The 22,483-nt window shown below is 66.3% G+C and carries 19 protein-coding genes; 7 read left to right on the forward strand and 12 right to left on the reverse strand.

Annotation, left to right across the window (positions count from 1 at the left end):
• Nucleotides 1–41: 41 nt before the first annotated feature.
• Nucleotides 42–956, forward strand: a complete 915-nt coding sequence (locus A9W99_RS02495) for an alpha/beta hydrolase (protein WP_067372859.1) — start codon at nucleotides 42–44, stop codon at nucleotides 954–956.
• Here the strand turns inward: A9W99_RS02495 and A9W99_RS02500 are convergent.
• The 5 genes from A9W99_RS02500 to A9W99_RS02520 all read right to left on the reverse strand — a co-directional run bounded on the left by A9W99_RS02500 (nucleotide 941) and on the right by A9W99_RS02520 (nucleotide 6,510).
• Nucleotides 941–2,245: an amidohydrolase family protein gene (locus A9W99_RS02500; protein ID WP_067372861.1), complete on the reverse strand. Its 1,305-nt coding sequence runs from the start codon at nucleotides 2,243–2,245 to the stop codon at nucleotides 941–943. The two genes, A9W99_RS02495 and A9W99_RS02500, sit on opposite strands and share 16 nt — an antisense overlap.
• Nucleotides 2,239–3,417 carry a CoA transferase gene (locus A9W99_RS02505; RefSeq protein WP_067372863.1) on the reverse strand — a complete coding sequence of 393 codons (1,179 nt, stop codon included), beginning with the start codon at nucleotides 3,415–3,417 and terminating at the stop codon, nucleotides 2,239–2,241. Before A9W99_RS02505 ends, A9W99_RS02500 begins: the two co-directional genes overlap by 7 nt.
• Nucleotides 3,418–3,597: 180 nt before the next feature.
• Nucleotides 3,598–4,089, reverse strand: coding sequence for a hypothetical protein (locus A9W99_RS02510; RefSeq protein ID WP_156622910.1), 492 nt, complete (start codon nucleotides 4,087–4,089; stop codon nucleotides 3,598–3,600).
• A gap of 127 nt (nucleotides 4,090–4,216) precedes the next feature.
• Nucleotides 4,217–5,266 carry a MaoC family dehydratase gene (locus A9W99_RS02515; protein WP_067372866.1) on the reverse strand — a complete coding sequence of 350 codons (1,050 nt, stop codon included), beginning with the start codon at nucleotides 5,264–5,266 and terminating at the stop codon, nucleotides 4,217–4,219.
• Nucleotides 5,263–6,510: an RNA-guided endonuclease TnpB family protein gene (locus tag A9W99_RS02520; protein ID WP_172828793.1), complete on the reverse strand. Its 1,248-nt coding sequence runs from the start codon at nucleotides 6,508–6,510 to the stop codon at nucleotides 5,263–5,265. Before A9W99_RS02520 ends, A9W99_RS02515 begins: the two co-directional genes overlap by 4 nt.
• Before the next feature lie 85 nt (nucleotides 6,511–6,595).
• Between A9W99_RS02520 and A9W99_RS02525 the strand changes: the two genes are divergently transcribed.
• Both A9W99_RS02525 and A9W99_RS02530 read left to right on the forward strand, forming a co-directional pair.
• Nucleotides 6,596–7,741: an acyl-CoA dehydrogenase family protein gene (locus A9W99_RS02525; RefSeq protein WP_067372868.1), complete on the forward strand. Its 1,146-nt coding sequence runs from the start codon at nucleotides 6,596–6,598 to the stop codon at nucleotides 7,739–7,741.
• 115 nt (nucleotides 7,742–7,856) lie between these two features.
• Nucleotides 7,857–8,297, forward strand: coding sequence for a CD225/dispanin family protein (locus tag A9W99_RS02530; protein WP_067372871.1), 441 nt, complete (start codon nucleotides 7,857–7,859; stop codon nucleotides 8,295–8,297).
• A 2-nt stretch (nucleotides 8,298–8,299) separates the two neighbouring features.
• Here A9W99_RS02530 and A9W99_RS02535 read toward each other — a convergent pair whose 3' ends face one another.
• The 4 genes from A9W99_RS02535 to A9W99_RS02550 all read right to left on the reverse strand — a co-directional run bounded on the left by A9W99_RS02535 (nucleotide 8,300) and on the right by A9W99_RS02550 (nucleotide 12,622).
• Nucleotides 8,300–9,250, reverse strand: a complete 951-nt coding sequence (locus A9W99_RS02535; protein ID WP_067372874.1) for an enoyl-CoA hydratase/isomerase family protein — start codon at nucleotides 9,248–9,250, stop codon at nucleotides 8,300–8,302.
• A gap of 3 nt (nucleotides 9,251–9,253) precedes the next feature.
• Nucleotides 9,254–10,783 carry a fatty-acid--CoA ligase FadD4 gene (gene fadD4, locus A9W99_RS02540; protein ID WP_067372877.1) on the reverse strand — a complete coding sequence of 510 codons (1,530 nt, stop codon included), beginning with the start codon at nucleotides 10,781–10,783 and terminating at the stop codon, nucleotides 9,254–9,256.
• A 67-nt stretch (nucleotides 10,784–10,850) separates the two neighbouring features.
• Nucleotides 10,851–11,912: an S-adenosylmethionine:tRNA ribosyltransferase-isomerase gene (locus A9W99_RS02545; RefSeq protein WP_067372880.1), complete on the reverse strand. Its 1,062-nt coding sequence runs from the start codon at nucleotides 11,910–11,912 to the stop codon at nucleotides 10,851–10,853.
• Entirely contained in the window at nucleotides 11,909–12,622 is a 714-nt protein-coding gene (locus tag A9W99_RS02550; RefSeq protein WP_067372883.1) for an SDR family oxidoreductase, read from the reverse strand. Before A9W99_RS02550 ends, A9W99_RS02545 begins: the two co-directional genes overlap by 4 nt.
• 55 nt (nucleotides 12,623–12,677) lie before the next feature.
• Between A9W99_RS02550 and soxR the strand changes: the two genes are divergently transcribed.
• Nucleotides 12,678–13,142: a redox-sensitive transcriptional activator SoxR gene (soxR, locus tag A9W99_RS02555; protein WP_067372886.1), complete on the forward strand. Its 465-nt coding sequence runs from the start codon at nucleotides 12,678–12,680 to the stop codon at nucleotides 13,140–13,142.
• 203 nt (nucleotides 13,143–13,345) lie between these two features.
• On the opposite strand, the gene A9W99_RS02560 is transcribed toward soxR, so the two are convergent.
• The 3 genes from A9W99_RS02560 to A9W99_RS02570 all read right to left on the reverse strand — a co-directional run bounded on the left by A9W99_RS02560 (nucleotide 13,346) and on the right by A9W99_RS02570 (nucleotide 17,896).
• Nucleotides 13,346–15,175, reverse strand: coding sequence for a phosphoenolpyruvate carboxykinase (GTP) (locus tag A9W99_RS02560; protein ID WP_067372889.1), 1,830 nt, complete (start codon nucleotides 15,173–15,175; stop codon nucleotides 13,346–13,348).
• A 223-nt stretch (nucleotides 15,176–15,398) separates the two neighbouring features.
• Entirely contained in the window at nucleotides 15,399–16,892 is a 1,494-nt protein-coding gene (locus A9W99_RS02565) for a hypothetical protein (protein WP_067373526.1), read from the reverse strand.
• Nucleotides 16,889–17,896: a hypothetical protein gene (locus tag A9W99_RS02570; protein ID WP_067373524.1), complete on the reverse strand. Its 1,008-nt coding sequence runs from the start codon at nucleotides 17,894–17,896 to the stop codon at nucleotides 16,889–16,891. Before A9W99_RS02570 ends, A9W99_RS02565 begins: the two co-directional genes overlap by 4 nt.
• 175 nt (nucleotides 17,897–18,071) lie before the next feature.
• Between A9W99_RS02570 and trmB the strand changes: the two genes are divergently transcribed.
• The 3 genes from trmB to A9W99_RS02585 all read left to right on the forward strand — a co-directional run bounded on the left by trmB (nucleotide 18,072) and on the right by A9W99_RS02585 (nucleotide 22,467).
• A complete protein-coding gene (gene trmB / locus A9W99_RS02575; protein ID WP_067373529.1) occupies nucleotides 18,072–18,866 on the forward strand; it encodes a tRNA (guanosine(46)-N7)-methyltransferase TrmB in 795 nt (264 codons plus the stop codon).
• Nucleotides 18,867–18,872: 6 nt separating this feature from the next.
• Nucleotides 18,873–19,589 carry an NYN domain-containing protein gene (locus A9W99_RS02580; protein ID WP_067373532.1) on the forward strand — a complete coding sequence of 239 codons (717 nt, stop codon included), beginning with the start codon at nucleotides 18,873–18,875 and terminating at the stop codon, nucleotides 19,587–19,589.
• Nucleotides 19,590–19,683: 94 nt separating this feature from the next.
• The gene (locus A9W99_RS02585) at nucleotides 19,684–22,467 is read left to right on the forward strand and encodes an MMPL family transporter (protein WP_067372892.1); all 2,784 of its coding nucleotides are present in this window, start codon (nucleotides 19,684–19,686) and stop codon (nucleotides 22,465–22,467) included.
• Nucleotides 22,468–22,483: the final 16 nt, after the last annotated feature.

Here is a 22,483-nt window from a genome sequence, read left to right on the forward strand (position 1 = left end):
GCGGCACTCACACCCGGTCGGCCGGCCCGCATACTGGACTGGTGTCGACCACTTCGAATACGGATGTTCACCCTGATCTGCGTCGCATTGCGCGCATCGCCCCACGCCAACTGATCGGTCCGCGGACGTTGCCCCTGGTTCGGATCTTGAGCGAGCGGATCCGGGGTCGCGGACCATCCGACGATGTCGAGGTGCTCACCCTGGAATCCGGGGCCGGCGTCCGGCTGTTCCGGCCGATCGGAGTCGCCGAACCGGTGCCCGCCCTGCTGTGGATTCACGGCGGCGGATTCGTGATGGGCACCGCGCGGCAGGACGACCGGGTGTGCCGTGGCTTCAGCAAAAGGCTGGGCATCACCGTCGCGTCGGTCGAATACCGTCTGGCGCCGGAACATCCGTATCCGGCGCCGCTGGAGGACTGCTACGCGGCGCTGACCTGGCTGGCCGCGCTGCCCGCGGTCGACCCTAGGCGAGTGGCGATCGGCGGCGCCAGTGCCGGCGGCGGCCTGGCGGCGGCACTGGCGCTGCTGGCCCGCGACCGCGGCGAGGTGGCACCGGCATTCCAGCTGCTGGTGTACCCCATGCTCGACGACCGCAGTTGTGACTCTGGCGATAAGCCGAATTACCGGCTGTGGAATGCGCGCGCCAACCGGTTCGGTTGGACGGCGTATCTCGGCACCGCCGACCCGGTGGTTGCCGTTCCGGCCAGATGCGAAGACCTGAGTGGGCTGCCACCCACCTGGATCGGCGTGGGCGACAACGATCTTTTCCATGACGAAGACCTCGCTTACGCCGAACGTCTGAAGAGTGCCGGCGTACCGTGCCAAGTCGAAGTGGTCCCGGGCGTCTTCCACGGCTTCGACCTGGTGGCTCCGAAAGCCCAAGTGTCACAAAGGTTCTTTGCGAGCCAATGTGATGCCCTGCGATCCGGTTTGATCGCCGGTCACATGGCGAAGTAAACGAGCTGGCCGCCGATGACCGTGGCGGCCACCATGCCGGCGTCCAGCTCCGCCAGCACCGTCGCCGGTGGTTCGTTCAGCACACACAGGTCCCCCGGCTGCCCGGGCGTAACGGTCCGGGCCCGTCCCGGCTGATCAGGCCGACCCAGAAACATCTCCAAAGCCGTTCGCGCCGAGACACATTCGTCGGCGCTGAGGACGGCGCCGCTGAGCGTGGTGCGATATACCGCGGCGCGCATCGCGGTCCAGGGGTCGCCGTGGCCGAACGGCATGTCGGTAGACAGCGCGACCGGCACCGACGCGTTGAGCAACGATGCCACCCGCCATAGCTGACCGTGCTCGTCGACCGGGACATCGGCGAGATACTGGTCACCGCGCTCGGCGACGAAGTTCGGCTGGGTGACAACCGTAACCTGCAAATCGGCGAGGTCGCTCAGGTTCTCGTCCGGCACCACCGACGCATGCTCGACGCGATCAAGCGGATGACTTCCGGCCTCGCGCAGGGCGGCGATGGTCACCACCAGCTGTGCCGCGGTGACGCAGTGCACGGCAACCGGCCGGCCGGCACTGTGTTGCTCGGCAATCCAATTCGTCAAGGAGTCCAGGTCCAGACAGTCGTCCTGCAGGATTTTCTTGCCCGGTGACAGGAAATGCAGCCGCGGCCGAAATTCGCCGCGACGGTGCGCCACCATCAGCGAGACCATGTCGTCGGCGCCGAGGTCGGGGGTGGCGTCGGTGACGCCGGTGACGCCGGTCGCGGTGATCCGCCGGCTGAGTTCCGCCAGGTTGGTTTCGCGCCGCTGCACCGCGTCTGACCAGCCAGGGTCGGCGCTACGCAGACGTCCATCGGAATGCTCGTTCATACCGACGCGGCCCAGTGCGGCGGAATTGAGCATCCACAGCGCGCCGCTGCGGTGCTGAATGCGCACCGGAATGTTGGGGACCACCGCGTCAAGAGCGTTGCGGTCCAGCTCTCCGGCCACCGACTCGTGATAACCGACCGCCCGGATCCATCCGTCTGGGCCGGGCGTAGCGTTCGACAATAGTTGTGCCAGTTGGTCTTTGGTACTGACACCGGGCGGTCCGACGAAAAACGAATTCAGCGCGGAGGCAGCGGATCGCACGTGCACGTGGTGATCGTGCAGCCCGGGCAGCACGGTTCCGCCGCCGGCGTAGAGCACACCCTCTTTTGGCGTGGCGCTCAGCCCGCTGCCGAGCTCCTCGATCTGCTCGCCGACCCGGATGTCGACCATTCTGCCGTCGAGCAGCGTCGCTCCTTGAATCAGCATGACAGACAGCGTCTTTCGGCAACCAGGCGGCGAACCGTGTCGTCGTCGGCGCCGAGCTCGGGCGCTGACCTGATTGCCGCCGGAGGCAGCGGGGGTGGGGCCGGATACGCCGAGACGGGCGATACCGCCGGTAAGTTCGCATAGGCGGCGGACACTGCCGCCATGGCCACCTGAACCAGTTCGCCGCCACCCCGGCGCAGTGATTCGGTCACCGCCAACGTCGCCTCCAGCCCGGTCAGCGGGTCGGCGATAGCGTCGCCGCAGAACACGGGTCCGTCCACGCTGGTGCCGACCAGGCCGCCGGCCACCGCGGCGTCATCGCCGAAGGCCGGCCGTCCGGGCTCGCCGTCATATCCGGTGATCCGCAGCCAGATTCGTCCTGCCCGTGGCGCAATGTGATCCGGTCCGAGTCGGCGCCGTGCCAGCGCCGCCGGACGCGAACCTTCGATCACGATGTCGGCGACGGTGAGCAACTGCTGCAGCTCATCGGCCTGGCCGTCGAAATCCAGGCAATAGGACAGTTTTTCGCCGTTGATCCAGTCGAAGAAGGCGCGATTTCCGGCGCGGGTGCCATCCGGGCGGCGGCGGCTTTCGACTTTGACGACGGTGGCTCCGGCGCGGGCCAGCAGTTTTCCGCACAATGGGCCGGCCCACATCGACGACAGGTCGGCGACCAGGAGGCCCTCCAGCCCGCGTCCGGCGACCGCAGCGTCAATGCGGCGAATCCGCGGCGATGCGGGTGCAGCCTCACCCAATGCGGCCGCCGGGATGTCGAGCAGCACGGCCCGATCGACAACCTTCGATACCAAACTCGTTGTGGCCCAAGCCGTAAGCGCCGGCCACGGATCGTCGGGTATGTTGTCCACTTGCAGCAGGGCGGGCACGGCGGCGATGTCGTCGGGACGGGAGAGGGTGATCGCGCACCAGCCGTCGCGGGTCTGCAGCAGCCGGGTGGCGCCACCGGCCGACACCCGCCCGCCTCGGGTCAGCCCGAGCAACCCGGCCCGCCCGGCGAGCAGGGTGGCCGTATCGGCGGTGATCCGTTCGGCGTGACTAAGCACGTTGGCCCGGGAAAAGTCGGGTGGGCCGTCGGGCAGACCGGTCAGATAGGCCAGCCCGCTGTTACCCCACTTCTGAGCAGATCGGGCCGGCGCGCAGCTCACGACCCCCATTGTGCCCGTGGTTCACAGCGGGACAAACCTGCGAAACTTGCCGCTGACGGGGTGCCGGTCCAGTCGGTCCATGACAAATCCGCCTCCTGCGCTGGATCACAGGCGGGGCGCAGTGCTTGGGAACTTGCTTGGTCAGTGGATGCCCGGATCCCGATGGCCGCGCACCCGACAAGTCCGACTTCAGCTCTTGGACTCACCGCGTCCCGTACCGGCTACGTGCGCCGGCCCTACGCGGTCATCGTCTAGATCCGACTCCGGGGTCTGGGCAGCCGGCTGCTCATCTGCTGGAGACTTCTCGGATCCGCCTGGTGTATCGGCGGGGCTAGCTGACTTGTAGTCGGGATTGATGACCGGACCCGCGCCGCCACCGGCGTCGCCGGGGCTTTGCGAGCTCGGTTCCGTGACTTCGCCGGCTTCCTTGCGGCCCTCGTAGGGTGGGATAGCACTTCCAGTGTCTTGCGGGGGCAATTCGCCGGTGCCGCTGTAGGTTTCGGAAGCCGTGGGATCGCTCATCGGGGGGTTGGCGTCTTCGTCTACGGTCCCCACTGGGCGGCCTTCTCCGCCGGGTTCAGGAGTGTCCTCCCCTGTGTCGCGGGCGCCGCTGCCCAACTCCGGATTGTCGAAGTGTTCGAGCCGTGCATCTGCGGACTCTCCGGAATTCTGACTGGGCATGATGTACCTCCTTGAACTTGCCTCACCTAGCGACGACGAGGCGTACGTGGCCGGGTACCCGGAATCATTCCCCGAAAACGGCCGCACTGAATTCGTCGAACCGGGCGGTCGAGCTGCGCAGCTGAAGTCAGAACTGCAGCGCCCTGAAGCGCCAATCCAGCACCGGTCGGTCGGGCTGATCTGGCGCGCTGCTGACCGCGTACACCACCGATCGCAAGCCGAGCACCCCGCGGTCGGCCGCCTGTTCGGCGGACTCGACGTGCAACTCGCTGTACAGCGTGTCGCCCTCGTACACCGGGCCGGTGTGGTCGCAGGACTGCCAACCCAGGACTGTCACGAGATTGGGCAGCAGACGATTGGCCTGCGCGAGCGCCAGCCCGATGGTATGTCCGCCATAGACCAGCCGATGGCCGTTGATACGCGAATCATGGTGTGTCGCAGCAATATTGAGGGTGAGACGGGCCAGCTCAGGAGCGTTGCTGACCACGTCCGCAGTGCTGTGCAGCACCGCACCCGCAAGCCCGGCGTCGAAATGCGGTCCCGGCACCCGGTTTCGGAACACCTCGCCGTCCCATTCCGCGGTCGGATCAGCGGCTGGCGTCAGCGGATCTGAGCCGATGCCGGACAGATCGTCGGCAGGAGCGCCGGATGGATCGAAGTCCGGGCCGGCGGGCAGCATCGCGCAACGGTAGAAGTCGAGCACCAATCGATCGGCCTGATCGATGGTGATCATGCGCAGCGCCGCCAGGCCCGTCGGCGCCCGCCCCGGCTTGGCCGAATTCGCCCGCAGCCCAACCACTTCGGTACGGGTATAGAGCGTATCTCCGATGACGGGGAATCGGTGAAAGGTGAGACCACGGTAGAACAGGTTGGCTTTGACGCGCTGGGTGACCAGCGTCGACTGCCCGATCGCGACGTCGCACACCAATCCCGGATGCGCGAGCGGGCCCGGCGCGCCGGTCACCGCGGCGCACAGCTGAGCATCGAGCGCCAGCCGCATCCGGTCGCCCACGATGGCCTGATGGGCGGCCGCCAAGCCCGACGACAGCGTCGCCGCAGGCGCCGAGTCGAATACTTGCCCAATCGACAGATCGTCGAAGTAGGGCCCGCCCGCGTACCCATTCGCATTGACCTCCTCCCGGCCGTGACGGGCCGGGATTCCGGCTGGGCCGCTCATGCGGCCCAGCCTTGGTTCTCACGTTCGTGAGCGCACCGTGCGGTGCCCACACCTTGCGGTATGGCCCCCGGTCCGGGGGTTGGCGCGGATCTAGCCCGGGCCAAGATTATTTGAGCAGCGTTGTGGTCCGCATGGTCGCCGTGGCCACACACCACGCAAAGGAACACCGCTTGGCTCTGGCGGTTCTCCTTTGCCGTGTGGCCACAGTTGCGGCACTCTTGGCTGCTGTACCTTGCCGAAACCGCGACCAGCGTGGTACCGGAAGCCTTCACCTTCTGTGCCAACCGGCAAGCGAACATGCCCCAGCAGTTGGCGTAGATGCACTTATTGAGTCCGGCCTTGGCCGCTGCACCGTTGGGTAAGTACTGCCCAGGGTGGTCGGGGTCCGGCTTGGGTTTAGGTTTGCGGACCATATTGCGGACCGGCAGGTGCTCCACCGCAACAAAATCGTAGTGGGCCGCGATCCTGGTGGTGATCTTCTCGATCCAGTCGCGACGCCGGTCGGCCACCGTCTCATGCAGGCCGGCGATCCGCTGCACGACAGCCTTTCGGCGGGCACTACCTTTGCGTCGTCGCGCTTTTTCGCGTTCCAGTCGCGCCAACTTCCTCTCCTCGCGCTTGCGCATTCTCGGCGCACGAAACATCTGCTTATCCGACGTGGCAATGGTGGTGGCCACGCCGCGGTCGATACCAATTGACTTACCGGTCCTGCCGGCATCCGCTATCACCGGTTGCGGCGCGGGGAAGCTGACATGCCAACGACCACTGGGGCGGCAGGTGATCCTCGCCATGCCCAACTTGCCTGCCGGCAGTGCGCGGGACAGCTTGAACTTGACCCACCCCAGCTTGGGGATGGCAATCTGCGCCCACGCGCGGCTGTGGACTACCACCTTGGTGTCGCGAACGCAGGAGCCTTCCGATTTGCCGCGCTTGCGCCAGGTGGGCTCGTTGGCATTGCCGTCGAAGCATGCCTGGGCTGCTCGGTCGAAGTCGCGTAGCGCTTGTTGCTGCACCGATGACGAACCGCCACGCAGCCACTCAAACTCCTGGCGCGCCTCAGCCAATTGCCTTTGCCGCGCAGCCGGACCCGGCGCTGATCGTGCCGTCGTGCCGCGCTCCCGGCGCTCGCGGTAGCGGAACTGTTCGACGGCCAGGTTCCACACATAACGTGCGTCCCCGCAGTGGCGGTCCCGCATAAAGACCGCCTGTTCCGCGGTTGGGTAGAGCCGGTAACGGTTAGCCACACCCACAACCTAACCTCAGGTACCGACGGACCTAACGCCGCTGGCGCGGAACGCTTGAAAGCGATCAAATACGGAGGCGACACAAGTGAACGACGAAGAAGAGATGCTGATTGCCACGGTGCGGGCATTCATCGATCGCGACGTGAAACCGACCGTCCGCGACGTCGAACACGCCAACACCTACCCCGAGGCGTGGATCGAGCAGATGAAGCGGATCGGCGTCTACGGATTGGCCATTCCCGAGGAGTACGGCGGATCGCCGGTGTCCATGCCGTGTTATGTCCGCGTCACCGAACAGCTGGCCCGCGGGTGGATGAGCCTGGCCGGCGCGATGGGCGGACACACCGTCGTGGCCAAGCTGCTGACGCTGTTCGGCACCGAGGAACAGCGACGGACGTACCTGCCGCCGATGGCGACCGGCGAGCTGCGGGCCACCATGGCGCTGACCGAGCCGGGCGGCGGTTCCGACTTGCAGAACATGACGACCACCGCCTTGCCCGACGGTTCCGGGGGCCTGACCATCAACGGAGCCAAGACCTGGATCAGCAACGCGCGCCATTCCGGCCTGATCGCCCTGTTGTGCAAGACCGATCCGAATGCCACACCACGTCATCGAGGTATCTCGATCGCGTTGGTCGGGCACGGACCCGGGCTGACGGTGTCGCGGGACTTGCCCAAACTGGGCTACAAGGGCGTCGAATCCTGCGAGCTGTCATTCGACGACTACCGAATTCCGGAGTCGGCGATTTTGGGCGGGCAGATGGGGCAGGGCTTTTCGCAGATGATGAAGGGCCTCGAAACCGGCCGCATCCAGGTCGCCGCGCGCTCGCTCGGCGTTGCGTCAGCGGCCTTGGAGGACGCGCTGGCCTATGCCCAGCAACGGGAAAGCTTCGGCCGGCCGATTTGGAAGCATCAGGCCGTCGGCAATTACCTGGCTGACATGGCGACCAAGCTCACCGCGGCCCGCCAGCTGACCCGTTATGCCGCCGAGCGTTACGACAGCGGCGAGCGTTGCGACATGGAGGCCGGGATGGCCAAGCTGTTCGCGTCGGAGGTCGCGATGGAAATCGCCCTGAACGCCGTGCGAATCCATGGGGGTTACGGCTATTCGACCGAATACGATGTCGAACGCTACTTCCGCGACGCGCCGCTGATGATCGTCGGCGAAGGCACCAACGAGATTCAGCGCAACGTCATCGCCGGACAATTGGTGGCCCGGGGCGGAATCTGAGCACCGGTTAGCTCTCAATTATCTCGGCGGCTCCGCCGGCGAGTGCTGTATATTTGCCTGACCTTGGCGCCAGCGAGACGGCTGGAATCCGTCGAGCCGAAGGAAGGCAGTGGCCATGAGTTACCCGCCAGACCCCTACGGCGGTTCGCCGGGTTGGCAAGGCCAGCAACCGGGTTGGCAGGGGCAGCAACCCGGTTGGCAAGGCCCGCAGCAAGGCCAAGGGTGGCCGGCCCAACAACCTGGTTGGCCCAGCGGACAACCGCCGGACAACTACTTGGTCTGGGCGATATTGACGACGATCTTCTGCTGTCTGCCCGCAGGAGTCGTGTCGATCGTCTACTCCTCCAAGGTCTCCGGGCTGTGGATGCAGGGGCAGTACGCCGAAGCTCAGGCGGCGGCCAACAACGCGAAGAGGTGGGCGATCATCAGCGCCATCGTCGCCGCCGTATTGATTGTCGGCTACCTCGTGTTCATGCTCATCATGTTCATGGTCGGCGTCAGCACCTATAGCCATATCCCCTCAACACCGACCACGCATTACTACCGCCGCTACTGACGTCAAGCGTCCACCAGCCCCCAGGCCAGCGCGGTCGGTTTGTCGATGGTGTGCCCCGATAACACCAGATAAGCTGTGCGCCAACGACCTATCCGGCGGGTAACGCTAACCGTGCCGCCGGCTCCGGGAATCAGCCCCAAGCCCAGTTCCGGCAGCCCGAAAACCGAATCGCTCTGTGCGTCAATCCATCCGCAGAACGCGGCCATCTCCAGCCCGCTGCCCAGAACCCGGCCGTGCACCTCGGCGCGGCAAGCCCGCCCGAGGCGAGCAGTGACGGCGGCCAGTGCCAGCGCGGGACTGTGACGGGTTCGCGCCAGGTGCGCGCTCGCCGGGTCGGCCAAGGTACCGAACTCCGCGAGGTCGCCGCCGCTGCAAAACGACGGACCGTTGCCGCTCAACACGATTTCGGTCACCGACGAGTCCAGCTCCGCGACGGTGAGCGCCTCCAGTAGCGCGGCGCGGGCGTCGGTGGAAAACGCGTTGTGGCGCTGTGGCCGGTTGAACCGGATTCGCAAGGTATTTCCGTCACGCTCGGCTTGCACGGGTTCGGTAATGTCCGGCATGCGGGCCGGACCACGTTCCTCGAGCCAGCGGGCGAATTCCGGTCCGGCCTGCAGAGTCGAATAGGCGAGCGACTCGGTGATGACTCCGGCCAGCATTGCGCCATTCGCGTCGACGGTACGCAATACGTCGTCGCACACACTGCTGGCGTGGGGCCAGCGCTCACAGCGCTGTGTCAGCTCGGCAAGTGCTTCGGGCACCGAGTCGACGGTGACCACTCGGCGATCGTCACAAGCCTCCTCGGTCAGCGTGAAAGACGCGGCGTCCAAACAGGATTCGATGTCGGAAAGGCCGACTACCGAGCCGAAGGCAACCACCACGCCGGGCGGTGACTCGGCGCGGACCTCGGCGCCGGGATCCGGCGAACTCGACAGATCGACCAGCCGCAGCATCGATCACGCCGAATACTTCTCGACCAGCTCGTTCTTGTAGAGCTTCCCGGTGTCGGTGCGCGGCAGTTGCGCCTCGAACGCGATCGAGCGCGGACACTTGAAGTGCGCCAAGCGGTCTCGCAGCCAGCTCAGCAGCTCATCGGCGAACTCGACCGTGGCATCGGCCGGATCGACCGTCTGCACCGCCGCCATGACCTGCTGCCCCATCTCGTCGTCAGGAACCCCGAACACCGCCGCGTCCAACACCTTTGGGTGGGTGACCAGAAGGTTCTCCGTTTCCTGAGGGTAGATGTTCACCCCACCGGAGATGATCATGTGGTGGCGCCGATCGGTCAAGAACAGATAGCCATCCTCGTCGAGGTAGCCGACGTCGCCGACCGTCACCCAGCCGTGCTTGTCCCTCGACGCCGTGGTTTTCGCTTCGTCGTTGAGGTACTCGAACGCATATCCGCCGTCGAAGTAGATCTCGCCCGGCTGCCCCGGCGGGAGCTCGTTGCCGTGCTCGTCGAGAATGTGTATCTCGCAAAGCATCGGCTTGCCGACCGACCCCGGATGCGCCAGCCACTCCTCGGCAGTGATCAACGTCGACCCGATTGCCTCCGAGGACGCGTAGTACTCGTCGACGATCGGACCCCACCAGTCCATCATCTGTTTCTTGATCTCGACCGGACACGGCGCGGCAGCGTGCATCACCCGTTGCAGACTGGACAGGTCATATGAATTACGCACTGCCTCGGGCAGTTTCAGCATCCGGGTGAACATCGCGGGTACGAACTGACCGTGGGTGACCCGGTAGCGCTGTATCGCCTCCAGGCAGCCTTCGGGGTCGAATTTCTCCAATACAACGGTCGTTATGCCGCCGGCCTGCGCGCTCATCGACCACACCGACGGCGCTGTGTGGTACAGCGGCGCAGGGCTTAGATAGATCGACTCAGGCGTCATCCAGAACCCGACCAGGGCCGACATCATCCCGGGTACCTCAGCCGGCGGCAGGTGCGGCAGTTCGCGCTTGATCCCCTTCGGCCGGCCAGTGGTGCCTGACGAGTACTGCAGCAGGTCACCCTCGATTTCGTCCTCGATCGGCGTGTCTGGTTGGCTTGCAACACATTCCGGGTAGCGCTCCCAGCCTGGCAGGTCTTCGTCGGCAATGAGCAGCAGATCGGGCAGGCTCGACAAAAGATGCTCCGACAGGTTCTCGCAAGTCTTGCGCAGCACGGCCGAGCCGACGATCGCCTTGGCGCCGCTGTTGTCGACGATGTAGGCGGCCTCGGACGGGGTCAGGTGGGTGTTGATCGGCACGTAGTACAGGCCGCTGCGGCGAGCGGCCCACATCACGGCGTGGATGTGCTCGTTGTTCTCCATCAGGATCGCCACAGCGTCCCCTTCGCGCAGGCCGGCGCGGCGGAAGTAGTGCGCCAGCCGATTCGCGCGCGCCTCCAGCTCGTCGAACGTGACGACCGTGCCGGACGGATGCAGGATGACCGCCGGCTTGCCGGTGCCTCCCGAACCGGAAGTGTGCTCGCGGATTTGCATGCGCCGACTGTACGACGCTGCCGAACAGACGCAAAAAGCTCCCGCCCCGTGAACGCGTCTGCTCGCGCTACCTGTCCGGCAGCAGCAGGGCGCTGTCGCCGAATTCATGCCAGAGGTAGCCGTTTTGCACAGCCTCGCGGTACGCCTCCGCGACCACGTCCGGGCCCGCGACGGCCTCGAGTAGCAGCAGATGCGAGGCGCCGGCGTCGTGCCATCCGGTAATGAGGCCGTCGACCACGCGGCTCGGATGGTCGGCGCCGAGCACCAAGTCCGTCCAGCCGACGGCCTGATGTACGTCGCCGTCGGGGTTGGCGGCCGACTCGAGAGCGCGAGTCACCGTAGTGCCGACGGCGATCACTCGTCCGCCGGTGGCGTGCGTGAGGTTCACCAGCCGCGCGGTGGCGGCCGGCACCTGGAACAGCTCAGGGGCCGGTGGCTCGCCCGCCTCTGCCGAGGAGACCCCGGCGTGCAACGTGATGGGCGCGATCGCAATGCCCCGGGCAACCAGCGAGGCTACCAACTCGGTGCTGAAAGGCCGTGCCGCACTGGCCATTTCGGCGCTTCCCGGGTGCTGAGCGAATACCGTCTGGTAGTAGCGCAACGGCCATTGTCGCGGCACGTACGAGTAGCGGATCGGGCGGCCGTAGCGGGTCAGGTACGACACCACGTCACCCTCGAGCACCACCCGCGCCGTCCACAATCTCCCGCCGTCCACACCGGTCTGTGGGTAGGACGAACTGATGACGATCGCGCCACCGCCTGGCAACTCGATGCGTTCACCCGGGCGGATGTCGCTCAGGTGCCCCGTCGCATTCCCGGCCGGCCGCAATTCCACCACCCACAGCTTTTCGCCACGCTCGGTGGAGAAGTGGACGGCGACCGGCGCGCCGCCGCGGCGACCGTCGACCGCGGCGGGCAGGGTGGCGGAATTGTTCACCACCAACAGGTCGCCCGGGGCCAGGTAGTCACCAAGATCGGCGAAACGCGCATGGCTCACCCCGCCTGACCGAGCAACCAGCAGCTTCACGCCGTCGCGCGCGACGCCGCGGGCTTCGGGTGGTTCGCTGGCGTCCGACGCCGTCGGCCGGACGAAGTGCGTATGCGGCCTCGCCAGGGTCACGGCAGTCATCGCGCGGCTCCCGCCATCAGCTCCGCTGCCCGGTACCGACCGGACGCCGGTCGCGTGTCGAGCAATCGCAGCAACGCCGGCACGACCGACTCCGGCTCGGCACGATCGGAGATGTCCTCGCCGGGGAAGGCGGCCTGATGCATCTCGGTGCGCATGTCGCCGGGGTCGAATGCGTAGACCGGCACAGCGGGAGCCTCGGCCGCCAGGACCGCTGACAGCTGGTCGAGCGCAGATTTTGACGAGCCATAGCCGCCCCAGCCCGGGTACGGCTCGACGGCCGCATCGGACGTCAGGTTGACGATCGTCCCGGCGTTCTCGACGAGCGCCGGCAGGGTCGCCTGGATGAGGGCAAGCGGCGCGAACAGGTTGGTCTGATAGACGGCCTGTAGCTCTGTTTCCGGATAGTCGCCGAGAACGGGTTGTGGGCTTGGTCCCAGCCGACTCGCGTTGTTCACCAGCAGCCGAAGCCGGCCCGCGCCGGTGGCCGTACCGACCAGCGTGGCGCGATGCGCCGCGTCGGTGACGTCGCCGGGTAACGCGATCAGGCCCGCTGAATTCAGCTCTCGGGCAGTCGTTTCCAGATCGTCGGCGCGGCGGGCATCGCCGACGACGGTCCAGCCGAGGTCGAGCAAAGCGGCGGTCACCGCTCGGCCGAACCCGCGTGAAGCGCCGGTGACGATAGCAACAGAATTGGTCGTGGATTGCGTCATACGGCCATACTGGTAGTTAAAGTTAACTTTAAGTCAAGTGCTAAGGGGTGTCGGCATGGACAAGCGGGACTTGTTCACCGTCAGCGAGATAGCGAATCGCAGCGGGTTCGCACCGTCGGCTATCCGGTTCTACGAGAGCCAGGGTCTGATCAGCGCGACCCGGACATCCGGCGGTCAGCGCCGATTCGAACGCCAGATGTTGCGGCGTCTGGCGTTCATCCGCGCCGCCCGAAACGTCGGGTTGAGCCTGGACGAGGTGGCTGCGGCGCTGGCCAAACTGCCCGACGGGCGCAACCCGACGCGTGCCGACTGGAGTCGACTGTCCAAAGACTGGCGCGCACGCCTGGATGATCAGATCGCCGGGTTGATGGCGCTTCGCGACAACTTGGATTCGTGTATCGGCTGTGGCTGCCTGTCGTTGAAGCGGTGCGCGATCTCCAATCCGGCCGACTGGGCGGCGGCTGCCGGGCCCGGTGCGGTGTACCTGCCGCGCTCATTGCGACGATCACGGGAGGGGTGATCGGTGTCGCGCGTTCGGTGTGAACTGACGGCTTTCGGTGTGAACTCACGGCTTTCGGTGTGACCGTAGGGCGGGAATCCGCGCAAATTTCCACCCTGGCCGCACACCGAAAGCCCAGGATTCACTCCCAAAGCCTCGGAGCGCCGAGCAGACGTAAAATCCCCCCAAACAGGCGTTTTGGGGGGATTTTGCGTCTGCTCGCGCTACTGCGCCTCGGCCAAGCGATGCTTGAGGGCGTCGAACTCGTCCTTGACCCCGGTGGGCAGCTTCTCGCCGACGAACTTGAACCACTCCTCGATCAGCGGCAGTTCCTTGCGCCACTCGTCGGGTTTGACCGCCAGCGCCTTGGCAACGTCGTCGGGGTCCACGTCGAGCCCGTCCAGGTCTAGGTCCTCGACGGCGGGAACAACACCGATCGGCGTGTCCTGTCCGCCGGCCTGGTGCTCGATGCGGTCGACGATCCACTTGAGCACCCGGCTGTTCTCACCGAAGCCGGGCCACAGAAACTTGCCGTCGTCGCCGCGGCGGAACCAGTTGACGAAGAACACCTTCGGCAACTTGGACTCGTCAGAGTTCTTGCCCAGATCCAGCCAGTGCTGGAAGTAGTCCCCGACGTGGTAGCCGAGGAACGGCAGCATGGCCATCGGGTCGCGGCGCACGGTGCCGACCTTGCCCTCGGCGGCCGCGGTCTGCTCGCTGCCCATGGTGGCACCCATGAACACGCCGTGCTGCCAGTCGCGCGCCTCGGTCACCAGCGGCACCGTGGTCTTGCGGCGGGCGCCGAACAGAATTCCCGAGATCGGCACGCCCTGCGGGTCATCCCACTCCGGCGCCAGGATCGGGCACTGCGACATCGGCGTGCAGTACCGCGAATTCGGGTGCGCGGCTTTGGTTTCCGTCTCGCGGATGATCCAGTCGTTACCCTTCCAGTCGATCAGGTGATCCGGCTCGCCTTCGAGACCTTCCCACCACACGTCGTTGTCGTCGGTGAGGGCAACGTTGGTGAACACCGTGTTGCCGCCCGCGATGGTGCGCATGGCATTGGGGTTGGATTTCCAGTTGGTGCCGGGTGCGACGCCGAAGAAACCGAACTCCGGGTTCACCGCGTACAGCCGGCCGTCCTTGCCGAACCGCATCCAGGCGATGTCGTCGCCCAGGGTCTCGGCGCGCCAACCCGGGATGGTCGGCTGCAGCATCGCGAGGTTGGTCTTGCCGCATGCCGACGGGAACGCGGCCGCAAAGTAGTAGGCCTTGTTCTCAGGGGAGATCAGCTTGAGGATCAGCATGTGCTCGGCGAGCCAGCCCTCGTCGTGCGCCATCGCCGACGCGATGCGCAGCGAGTAGCACTTCTTGCCCAGCAGCGCGTTGCCGCCGTAGCCGGAGCCGTAGCTCCAGATCTCGCGGGTCTCCGGGAAGTGGGTGATGTACTTGGTGTCGTTGCACGGCCAGGGCACGTCTGCCTGGCCCGGCTCCAGCGGAGCGCCGACCGAGTGCAGCGCCTTGACGAAGAACCCGTCGTCGCCGATCTTGTCCAGGGCGGCCTTGCCCATCCGGGTCATGGTGCGCATGGAGACCACGACGTATTCCGAGTCCGTGATCTCGACGCCGAGCTTGGGGTCATCGGCACCGAGCGGGCCCATGCAGAACGGCACTACCCACATGGTGCGCCCGCGCATGCAGCCGCGGTACAACTCGGTCATGGTGGCCCGCATCTCGGCGGGGTCCATCCAGTTGTTGGTCGGGCCGGCGTCGATCTCGCGCTCGGAACAGATGAACGTCCGGGACTCCACGCGGGCCACGTCCGACGGGTCGGACAACGCCAGGTAAGAATTCGGGTGCTTCTTCTCGTTCAGCTTCTTGAAGGTGCCCACCTCCACCAAGTGATTGGCGAGCCGCTGGAACTCCTCGTCGGAGCCGTCGGCAAAGACCACCCGGTCGGGCTGCGTCAACTCGGCAACCTCTTCTACCCAGGACAGCAGCCCCTGGTGTTTAGTAGGCGCGGTATCAAGCCCGGGAATGGTCGCTGAGGTCATCGAACTCTCCTGAATTCTTCTGGGTCCTTCGGGGTACTGCGGGGCAATCAGCGTTGCTTGGCGATCGCCCACACAACTGGTTCACGCGGTGAAGCTTTACATACAGGTTATCGCGAGCAACTTGTCGAGACAGGCACGGGCGGGTATAAGCCTTCTCACAACAACGATTCAGAAGCGTCATGGTCGTCCGCAAATCGTGCCTTTTGCCATATCCGAGGCCCAGCTAATCACCCATCTCAGCGGGACCCTTGGATTTGGATATACCCGCTTCGCCGAGTTCTGCACGTACCGCGTCCAGCGCCGCCTGCACCGTCGGCATCTCCCGGTCACGCACCGCTGCGGCCCGGGCCGCAGCGATGGCGTATTCGCGCAACTCGGTGTCGATGGCACTGACCTGATCGGCCACCTGCGCATTCTCGGCCTCATCGCGCGCACTGAGCGCGGTGTTCAGCAACGTCTCGGCGATCAGCACCCGCGTGGCGACCAACTCCTCCACTACGGACCGCAGCGATTCCGTCGCCTCGCCGGCCCAGCGGTCCAGGACGGCGCGGTCGCGCAGCAGGCCGCGGATGTTCACCACCAGCAGCGTGGCCACCAGGCCGATCGCCACACACACCGCGAACCCGGCAACGGAAAGCCAGGGGGAGAGCCTGGGCGCCAGGCCGGCCAGCAAGCGATTGAGCGTCAGCGCTACCCCGAGACCGAAGCCGACGCCCAACAGCATCATCAGCCACGTTTCCTGACGCCGCGACTTCAGCGGTGGGGCCGGAACCTCGACGTCGGGCAGTTTCTCCAGCGGCGGCAGGTCCACCGGCACCCGCATCACCTGCGCGACGTCGGCGAGGTGCGCGGCGGTGCCTTCGCTGACCTCGGCGACCACGTCGTTGATCCGGCCGCGCGCATACGTCTCGAAGCCGGGCATGTTGCGTCGGGACAGACCCGCCGCGTCCTCCTGTAGTTCCCCGCGCACCGAGGAACACCGGTTGCGGGCAAAGTGGGACAACTGCACACGGGCCTGCTGGATCTGGCCGCGCAGCATGATGATGTGTTCAGTTTTCGACTGACGCCGTTGCCGCAGGGCCGTACTGCGTTGCTCGCGCAGTGCGTCAACCCTGGCCTGCCGCCCGGCACCCTCGGCATCCCGGTCGAATCGCTTCGCCACCGTCTGCAATCGGGATTCCCACGCCCGCAACCTGTTTCGGCGCGCGACGTCCGATGCAGCGAGCTGTCTCTCAACCGCGCGGATCAGCTCGTCGACCCGAGGCTCTCCGATCTCGGGTAACGCAGCCACCCCGGCCCAGGGCACCCGGGCATAGCGCTGCGCGTGCGCGGCGAGCTTGTCTCGGTCCGCGTTCAGCACGTCGCGCCAGGTGCGGTGGATGTCGATCTTGGAAACCACCCCGATCACCGCGTCGGTGTACTCCGCAGCGGCGTCCAGCAGCGCACAGTCAGACTCCGTCAGCTCGGCAGCCGCCGAAACCACGAACACCACCGCGATCGGAGCGTCACCGGGACCCAGGTCCGTCGACTCGACGAACTTGTGCTGCGGCAACCGTTCCCGCAGGGCGGCGGCGACACCACTCACCCCGGCCATCCACGGGCCGGTCACCAGCACCACGTCGCGGCGGTTGATGGCCGGCGCATCCAGCCGCGGGCCGATCGCCGCAACCAGCGCGTCCACCTGGCCGGCCGGGTCGTCATGCGCCGCCTCGCTCACCGTGATGCCCCAACCGCACGCGACCACAACCGAAGGGAGCCTCTGGCGATATCCGCAGCGCACGCCCGGTGGACGTCGCTGACAGAGCAGTCAACGCTGTACCGCTGCCACCGCGCTGCCCGCGAAAGGTGCTCGTCCGGGCCATCTGCGACGAGGCCGGCTTGTGGACGGGCGGCCAACCCGGCAACGTCCACCAGGTCAGCGGCGTCGGCCAGCCGGGACAGCACTGTGTCGTCGTGGGTCAGAAATTGACCGATCCGCTCACCCAATCGGTCCTCGGAGCCCGACTCGCAGACGGCCAGAGCCTCCAATGCCGCGACGGCATCGAGCACCCGCCGGTAGCGCAGCTCGGCGGCGAGGGCATTGATCTTGGCGACGACGGCGTCGACACAGCTCACCTGGCGCAGCAGTGCCCGCAGCTGAGCCGGCGAGTAACCCCTACCGACCGCGGCGAGTGCAAGCGCGGTGCCGAACAGGTCGAAGAAGTTCAGCAGTCGCCGCCGGCCCTCGACCGGCACCGGACTTTCCGCGGCCAGCTCGCGCACGGCGGCCCATGCGTCGTCCGAGTCGTCAAGCGCGGCCAGCAACCCGATCATCGGTTCCACCGGTGCCCCAAGCAGGCCCGCAAACTCAGCGCACCGGGCGCGCGCCGCGGCAACCGGCCCCTCGCCGGCGAACCCGGCCAAATCGGCTTTGTTCAGCACCACCAACACCGGGTGCCGGGTGGAGATCGCCGCGACGGCCGCGGAATCCTCGGGTTTGACCACCTCCGCGACGACGTACACCAACACGTCGGCATCAGGGTGGAACTCGCCCTGCACTTCGGCGGCGCGTATCCCATGGGCAATGCCGGCGCGGTTCAGGGCGCGCGCGACGGTGCTGCAGCCCACCCCGCGACGTCCGCGAACCTCCACGCGCAACGGCGCGGCGGCAGTCTCGGCGATCGTCGTCACCCGCGCGTCAGCGACGCCGGCAGCAAATCGCGCCAGCTCATCGACGAAAATCTGGTGCCCCCTGTCCGTTACGTCCTGTCTGCTCGATCCGACCCCACCCCGCTTGCTTTCGCAAGCGCATCGTGGCACTTGCGGCCCGCAGATGCGAGTCGGCCGCCAATCTGTTACCAGCTGAAGGCAACTGTTGGGTATCAATCTGGACCACGTGCGGCTACATCGCCCGTTCATGGGCCACGATGGACAAATGCATGCGCAACCCGGCGTGGGGACCTCCGAACAAGGAGTCGCCGGGCGTTATGTCTCATCCGGGGAAGTCCTGCCCGGCGGACCGGTCACCGCCTTCCGCGCACGGCGTGCCGCCCTGTCCAGTGCGCAGCGCGAGACGTGGGAGCGGCTGTGGCCACAGCTGGGCATGTCGGTGGGGGCGGGTAGGCACCCGGAGGCCGGCCCGTTGAACACCCGCGCCTGGTTTGGCCGTGACGCGCCGCTGGTGCTCGAAATCGGCTGCGGGAGCGGAACTTCCACGTTGGCCATGGCGCGCGAAGAACCGGACATCGACGTCATCGCGGTGGAGGTCTACCGGCGGGGGCTGGCGCAGCTGTTGTCCGCGATCGACCGTGAGCAGGTCACCAATATCCGGTTGATCCGCGGCGAAGCGGTCTACGTTCTGCAGCGGCTGATGACGCCCGCTGCGCTGAGCGGCGTTCGGGTGTTCTTTCCCGATCCGTGGCCGAAGGCGCGCCATCACAAACGCCGGTTGCTGCAGCCGGCGACGATCGGTCTGATCAGCGGTCGGCTGCGCCCCGGTGGTGTGCTGCACGTCGCAACGGACCACGCCGGCTACGCCGAGCAGATCGCCGAGGCCGGCGACGCCGAACCCCGGCTGCGCCGCGTCGATCCCGCGCAGCCGGGCCTGCAGCTGCCGATCTCAGTCGTCCGCCCCACCACCAAATACGAGACGAAAGCCCAGGATGTCGGCAGTGCCGTTGTCGAGTTGATCTGGAAGAAGCCCGAGAACTAGATGACCATGAGCGTGACAGAGGAAGCATCCCCACCGGCAGCGCCGGAACCACAGGACTCCTCGATTGCCGACTTGACCGGCTTGGTTGGTGAAGCCGCGCCGATCGGCCGGGTGCTGCTGGTATGGGACGGCCCCAACCTAGACATGGGACTGGGCTCCATCCTGGGCCGGCGTCCGACGGGCGTCGAACGTCCACGTTTCGACGCGCTGGGGCGATGGCTGCTGACCCGTACCGCCGAGGTCGCTGCGGGCCGCCCTGGCGAAGCCATTGAGCCCGAGGCCACCGTCTTCACCAACATTGCGCCGGGCAGCGCCGAAGTCGTTCGACCGTGGGTGGATGCGTTGCGTAACGTGGGCTTCGCGGTCTTCGCCAAACCGAAGATCGACGAGGACAGTGACGTCGACCGCGACATGCTGCAACACATCGCCCAGCGGCACCGCGAGGGTCTTGCGGCGCTGGTCGTCGCGTCCGCCGACGGTCAGGCGTTCCGTCAGCCCCTGGAAGAGATCGCACGCTCCGGAGTCGCGGTGCAGGTGATTGGATTTCGTGAACACGCCAGTTGGGCGTTAGCGTCGGATACCTTGGAGTTTGTCGACCTGGAAGATATCGCAGGTGTTTTCCGGGAACCGTTGCCGCGAATCGGCCTGGATTCGCTGCCTGACCAGGGCGCTTGGCTGCAGCCGTTCCGGCCGCTTGCTTCGCTGCTGGCTTCGCGTGTGTGAGAACCGACGTGTGGTGGAAAACTGCCAGCACGTCCAAAACCGAAAAAGCCTGACGGCAAGCCGCGGGTCGCTAAGGATCCAGTAAGGAGTTCACGTGTTCGCCTGGTGGGGTCGAACTGTGTACCGCTACCGGTTCATCGTAATCGGGGTCATGGTCGTTCTGTGCCTCGGCGGCGGCATCTTTGGCATGAGCCTGGGCAAGCACGTCACACAGAGCGGGTTCTACGACGAGGGCAGTCAATCGGTCAAGGCGTCGGTCCTGGGCGACCAGACCTACGGCCGCGACCGCACCAGCCACATCGTCGCCACCTTCACCGCCCCGGATGGAAAGACCGTCGACGACCCCGCATGGCGGAAGAAGATCATCGACGAACTCAACAAGTTCAAGAGCGACCACTCCAACGAGGTTCTCGGGTGGGCCGGCTACCTGGCACTGTCCAACCCCGCCGACGCGCCCCCGCTGATCAAGGGAATGGCGACCGAGGACAAGAAGCACACCTTCGTCAGCATCCCGCTGAAAGGCAATGACGACGACACCATCCTCAACAACTACAAGTCCATCGAGCCTGCCCTGCAGAAGCTTGACGGCGGCACCGTCGAGCTCGCCGGCCTCGAGCCGATAGCCAATGCGTTGACCGGCACCATCGCCACCGACCAACGCCGCATGGAAGTCCTGGCGCTGCCGTTGGTGACCGTGGTGCTGTTCCTGGTGTTCGGCGGCGCGGTCGCCGCCGGCCTGCCAGTCATAGTCGGCGGGCTGAGCATCGCAGGTGCGTTGGGCATCCTCCGGCTGATCTCGCTGTTCGGTCCGGTGCACTTCTTCGCCCAGCCCGTCGTCTCGCTGATCGGTCTGGGTATCGCGATCGACTACGGGCTGTTCATCGTGAGCCGGTTCCGGGAAGAGATCGCCGAAGGATATGACACCGAGGCCGCGGTACGCCGGACGGTGATGACGGCCGGGCGCACCGTGGTGTTCTCGGCGGTCCTGATCATCGCCTCGAGCGCCAGCCTGCTCGTATTGCCGCAGGGCTTCGTGCATTCGCTGACCTACGCGATATTCGCAGCGGTGGGGCTTGCCGCGCTGCTGTCCATCACGCTGCTGCCCGCGTCCCTCGGAATCCTCGGTCGCCACGTCGACGCGCTAGGGGTGCGGACCGCGTTCCGAGTGCCCTTCCTGCGGAACTGGAAGGTGTCCCGGGCATACCTCAACTGGCTCGCCGACCGGCTGCAGAAGACCAAGACCCGCGAAGAGGTCGAGGCCGGGTTCTGGGGCAAGCTGGTCAACTGGGTGATGAAGCGGCCGCTGGCGTTCGCCATCCCGATCGCGGTCGGCATGATTCTGCTGGTCATCCCGCTGGGGAACCTTCATTTCGGCGGCATGAGTGAGAAGTACCTCCCGCCGAACAACGGCGTCCGTCTGGCGCAGGAGCACTTCGACAAGCTGTTTCCCGGCTACCGCACCGAGCAGCTGACCGTGGTGATTCAGAGCAACAACCGCAGCCCGGTGACCGACCAGCAGGTGGCCGACGTCCGCAGCAAGGTCGCGGGTATCACCGGGTTCACCAATCAACAGTGGGACGAACGACCCTGCCCGATAGTCGCCGGCAACCCGTGCGCCGCGGAACCCAACGGGACCAGTCATCCGGAGGACAAGACGGTTCGGGTGATCCAGAACGGCCTGGTCAACCGGAACGAGGCCGCCAAGAAGATCGACGAGCTGCGAGCGATCACGCCGCCCAAGGGGGTGTCCGTCCTGGTCGGCGGAACGCCTGCGCTCGAACAGGATTCGATTCACAGCCTGTTCGACAAGGCTCCGTTGATGTTGGTGATCCTGCTTACTGCCACCCTGCTGTTGATGTTCCTGGCGTTCGGCTCGGTGGTGCTGCCGGTCAAGGCGGCGGTGATGAGTGCGCTGACGCTGGGCTCCACGATGGGCATCCTGACCTGGATCTTCGTCGACGGGCACTTCGCCACGCTGTTGAATTTCACTCCGACACCATTGATGGTGGTGCTCATCGCGCTGGTGGTCGCGGTGGGCTTCGGCTTGGCCACCGACTATGAGGTGTTCCTGGTGTCGCGGATGGTCGAGGCCCGCGAGCGTGGTTATTCCACCGCCGAGGCCATCCGGATCGGCACTGCGACCACCGGGCGCCTGATCACGGCCGCGGCGCTGGTGCTTGCCGTGGTCGCCGGGTCGTTCGTGTTCTCCGAACTGGTGTTGATGAAATATCTGGCCTTCGGCCTGATGGCGGCGCTGCTGCTGGACGCGACCGTGGTCCGGATGTTCTTGGTGCCCTCGGTGATGAAGCTGCTGGGCGACGACTGCTGGTGGGCTCCGCGGTGGGCCAGGCGGCTGCAGAACCGCATCGGACTGGGCGAGATCGACCTGCCTGACGAGCACAAGCGACCCACCCTGGAGGGCCGCGCCGTGCGGCCTCCGGTCACCGCATCCGCGGTGGCTGCGCAGGCGCAGCGGCCGCACCACGACCCCACTCACCCCAGTGCGCCGGAACCGCCGCGGCCGACGCGCGCGGCCCCGACTGCCACGGAGAAGCCCTCTGGCGCCGCGACGGGACGGATGCCGACGGCCCCCCAGGGCAGCGCGCAGGCGCCGGGCTCGTCGCGCCCGGCCTCACCAACACCGTCCGCGGATCGAACTCAGCGCATTCCGGTGCCGTCGAGCCATGCCGGCGACAGCAACGGTGACCCGGCCGAGCCCACCGCCGCCCTGCCGGTCATGCGGTCCGAAACCGACGACTCCGAGGCCGCCACGGAGAAGTTGAACGCCCAGGGCGAGGGCGACAAGGCGCGCCCGCGTCGTCGGGTCGGCGGCGGCGTGTCAGCGCAGGAATTGCTGCGCCGCGAGGGACGGTTGTAAGACCTTTCCATTGCGG

This window comes from Mycobacterium sp. 1164966.3 (assembly GCF_001665395.1).
Classification (GTDB): Bacteria; Actinomycetota; Actinomycetes; order Mycobacteriales; family Mycobacteriaceae; genus Mycobacterium.